The 3498-nt window shown below is 63.2% G+C and carries 1 protein-coding gene and 2 pseudogenes; all 3 read left to right on the forward strand.

Annotation, left to right across the window (positions count from 1 at the left end; genetic code table 11):
- A pseudogene (gene dgcA / locus GHO41_RS28730) lies at positions 1-861 on the forward strand (dimethylglycine demethylation protein DgcA); the annotation flags it as partial.
- A gap of 114 nt (positions 862-975) precedes the next feature.
- Complete coding sequence (gene dgcB, locus GHO41_RS28735; RefSeq protein ID WP_153435304.1) at positions 976-2919, forward strand: dimethylglycine demethylation protein DgcB; 1944 nt, start codon at positions 976-978, stop codon at positions 2917-2919.
- Positions 2916-3498, forward strand: a pseudogene (locus GHO41_RS28740) (electron transfer flavoprotein subunit alpha/FixB family protein); the annotation flags it as partial. The gene dgcB and the pseudogene GHO41_RS28740, both read left to right, overlap by 4 nt.

A 3498-nucleotide genomic window follows, 5' to 3' on the forward strand; every position in this document is an offset into this window, starting at 1 on the left:
GCCGAGATGGAAGCCGCCCGCGTGGCCGCCGAGCGCGGGCACGACGTGACCCTGTTCGAGAAAAACGAGGCCATTGGCGGGCAAATCAGCATCGCCGCCAAAGCCCCGCAACGTGACCAGATGGCCGGTATCACCCGTTGGTTCCAGCTGGAACTGGCGCGCTTGAACGTCGACTTGCGCTTGGGCACGGCGGCCGATGTGGCGACCATTCTCGACCTGCGCCCAGACATCGTGGTGCTGGCGGTGGGCGGGCATTCGTTTGTGGAACAAAACGAACATTGGGGCGCCGCTGAGGGCTTGTCGGTGAGCAGCTGGGACGTGCTCGACGGCAAAGTGGCGCCGGGTAAAAACGTGCTGGTGTACGACACCATTTGCGAGTTCACCGGCATGTCCGTGGCCGACTTTATGGCCGACAAAGGCTCGCAGGTCGAGATCGTCACCGACGACACCAAGCCCGGTGTGGCGGTGGGCGGCACGTCGTTCCCGACCTACTACCGCAGCCTGTACCCCAAAGAAGTGATCATGACCGGCGACATGATGCTGGAGCGCGTGTACCGCGAAGGCGACAAGGTGATTGCCGTGCTGGAGAACGAATACACCGGCGCCAAGGAAGAGCGCGTGGTGGACCAGGTGGTGATTGAAAACGGCGTGCGCCCGGACGAAGAGCTGTATTACGCGCTCAAACCCGACTCGCGCAACAAGGGCCAGATCGACGTTGAAGCGCTGTTCGCGATCCAGCCGCAACCGTGCCTGAGCGAAGCGGGTGACGGCTACTTGTTGTTCCGCCTCGGTGACTGTGTGGCGCAGCGCAACGTGCATGCCGCCATCTATGACGCCCTGCGGTTGTGCAAGGATTTCTAAGCAGCGCCCCATACCTCTGTAGGAGCGAGCTTGCCTCGCGATCTTTTGATCGTTGAAAAGATCGCGAGACAAGCTCGCTCCTACAGGGATCGTGTGAGACCCGGGAGCTTCATCATGTTGACTATCATCCTCCCCATCCTGTTATTCGCCGCCCTAGCGCTCGCCATTCTGGGCGCGGTGCGGCGCATGGCTATGTGGCGTCGTGGCCGTGCGTCGAAGGTCGATCTGCTCGGCGGCCTGCTGGCCATGCCGCGTCGCTACATGGTCGATCTGCACCACGTGGTGGCGCGCGATAAATACATGGCCAACACCCACGTGGCCACGGCGGGCGGGTTTGTCCTGGCGGCGGTGCTGGCGATTGTGGTGCACGGCTTTGGCGTGCATAACCAGATCCTCGGTTACGCCTTGCTGTTCGCCACGGTGCTGATGTTTATCGGCGCGCTGTTTGTGTTTAAACGCCGCCTCAACCCGCCGAGCCGTTTGTCCAAGGGCCCGTGGATGCGCCTGCCGAAAAGTCTGTTGGCGTTTTCTGCGAGCTTTTTTATCCTCACCTTGCCGGTCGCCGGGGTTCTGCCCGAAGGCTTTGGCGGCTGGTTCCTCGCGGCATTGCTGGCGGTGGGCGTGGCGTGGGGCGTGTGTGAATTGTTTTTAGGCATGACCTGGGGCGGGCCCATGAAGCACGCCTTCGCCGGGGCGCTGCACCTGGCCTGGCACCGCCGCGCCGAGCGCTTTGGGGGCGGCCGTTCGACCGGCCTCAAAGCCCTCGATCTGACGGATCGCAGCGCGCCTTTGGGCGTAGAAAAACCCAAGGATTTCACCTGGAACCAACTGCTCGGTTTCGACGCCTGCGTGCAGTGCGGCAAATGCGAAGCGGCGTGCCCGGCTTTTGCCGCAGGGCAACCGCTGAACCCGAAAAAACTTATTCAAGACATGGTCGTGGGCCTGGCCGGTGGCACCGATGCGCACTTTGCTGGCAGCCCGTACCCCGGCAAGCCGATTGGCGAGCACGGCGGCAACCCGCATCAGCCGATCGTCAATGGTTTGGTCGACGCTGAAACCCTGTGGTCGTGCACTACCTGCCGCGCCTGCGTGGAAGAGTGCCCGATGATGATCGAGCACGTAGATGCCATCGTCGACATGCGCCGCTTCCTCACCCTGGAAAAAGGCGCGACCCCGAATAATGGCGCGCAGGTGCTCGACAACCTGATTGCCACCGACAACCCCGGCGGTTTTGCACCCGGTGGGCGAATGAACTGGGCCGCTGATTTGAACCTCGACGTGATGCGCGACACGCCTTCGGTTGATGTGTTGTTCTGGGTCGGAGACGGCGCGTTCGACATGCGCAACCAGCGCACCTTGCGCGCCTTCGTCAAAGTGCTGAAAGCGGCCAAGGTCAGCTTTGCCGTGCTCGGCCTGGAGGAGCGCGACAGCGGCGACGTGGCCCGGCGTTTGGGTGATGAAGCGACGTTCCAGGCCCTGGCCAGGCGCAATATCCAGACCCTGGCCCAGTACCGCTTCAAGCGCATCGTCACCTGCGACCCGCACAGTTTTCATGTGCTGAAAAACGAGTACCCAGCCTTTGGTGGCGAGTATCTGGTGCAGCATCACAGCACTTACATGGCCGAGTTGCTGGCCGCCGGGCAATTGAACGTGAGCGCCGATACCGGTGGCAGCGTGACGTATCACGACCCGTGCTATTTGGGCCGCTACAACGGTGAATACGAGGCGCCGCGTGCGGTGCTGCGGGCGCTGGGCATTGAAGTCAAAGAGATGCAGCGTTCGGGCTTTCGCTCACGGTGCTGCGGCGGTGGCGGCGGCGCGCCGATTACCGACATCCCCGGCAAGCAGCGTATCCCCGACATGCGCATGGACGACATTCGCGAAACCGGCGCCGAGCGCGTGGCCGTGGGCTGCCCGCAGTGCACCGCCATGCTTGAAGGCGTGGTTGAGCCACGGCCGTTGATCAAAGACATTGCTGAACTGGTGGCCGATGCGCTGGTTGAACCCGCAGCGCCGGTCAAAGCCACCCAGCGTGCTCCCGAAGAGGTGATCGCATGAGTGACATTATTCGCCGCGACCCGCGTGCCGAGTGGATCGCCCGTAACCGCTTGCACCCGTTGCACGCAGCTCTGCAGCCAACGCAGCAAAGCTGGATGGGGCCTAACGGTGTCCTGCGCAAAAACGTCCACGGGGTGGGTTTTATCGGCCCCAACGGCATCAAGCGCATCGACCGCAGCGGCGTGCAGCAGGGCGGCGCGAGCAAGCGCACAGCCCGGGTTGAGGTGCAATTGCCGTTGCATCAAGTGCCCGTCCCGGCGTTTTACATCGCCGTGGTGCCGGACATGGTCGGTGGCCGCTTGAGCAGCCATGACCGCGACCTGCTCGGGCTTGCCCACCAACTGGCGGGTGCAGACGGCGCGGTGCTGGCGGTGGTGTTCGGTGACTCCAAAGAAACCGCGTTTGCCACGGCCGGTGTCGACCGCTTGTTACAACTCGACAGCCAAGGTTATGCACCGGAGCAACAGGTGTTGAGCTTGCGGGCTGTGGATAACCAATTCGCGCCCCAGCATTGGTTGCTGCCCGACAGCCGCTCGGGTGGCGGTGAACTGGGGCGGCGTTTGGCGGCCAGCCTGGGTG

The sequence above is a fragment of the Pseudomonas sp. FSL R10-0399 genome (genome assembly GCF_009600165.1).
Taxonomy (GTDB): Bacteria; Pseudomonadota; Gammaproteobacteria; order Pseudomonadales; family Pseudomonadaceae; genus Aquipseudomonas; species Aquipseudomonas helleri.